1 pseudogene is annotated in these 652 nt (G+C 66.4%); it reads right to left on the reverse strand.

Annotated features, from left to right (window positions below):
- A pseudogene (locus B3E43_RS00605) lies at positions 1–652 on the reverse strand (DNA-directed RNA polymerase subunit beta); the annotation flags it as partial.

Below are 652 nucleotides of genomic sequence, written 5' to 3' on the forward strand. Positions count from 1 at the left end.
AGCTTCTCTTCCGGCGTCATCGGGCTTTCACCCTTCGGCGTGACCTTGCCGCACAGGATGTCGCCCGGCTGGACCTCGGCGCCGATCGCCACGATGCCGGCCTCGTCGAGGTTGCGCAGGGCTTCCTCGCCGACGTTCGGGATGTCGCGGGTGATCTCTTCCGGCCCCAGCTTGGTGTCGCGGGCCATGACCTCGAACTCCTCGATGTGGATCGAGGTGAAGACGTCGTCGCGCACGATGCGCTCCGAGATCAGGATCGAGTCTTCGAAATTGTAGCCGTTCCACGGCATGAAGGCGACGAGCGCGTTCCGGCCGAGGGCCAGTTCGCCCAGGTCCGTCGACGGGCCGTCGGCGATTACGTCGCCGACCTTCACTTCATCGCCCACGCGCACGATCGGGCGCTGGTTGATGCAGGTCGACTGGTTGGAACGCTGGAACTTGGACAGGCGATAGATGTCGACGCCCGAACGGCCGGCGTCGGCTTCGTTGGTGGCGCGAACCACGATGCGGGTGCCGTCGATCTGTTCGACGACGCCGTCACGTTTGGCGACCACGACAGCGCCGGAGTCCACGGCCACGACCGCTTCCATGCCGGTGCCGACCAGCGGCGCGTCGGACTGCACCAGCGGCACGGCCTGACGCTGCATGTTCG

Source organism: Brevundimonas sp. UBA2416 (assembly GCF_002343105.1).
GTDB lineage: Bacteria > Pseudomonadota > Alphaproteobacteria > Caulobacterales > Caulobacteraceae > Brevundimonas.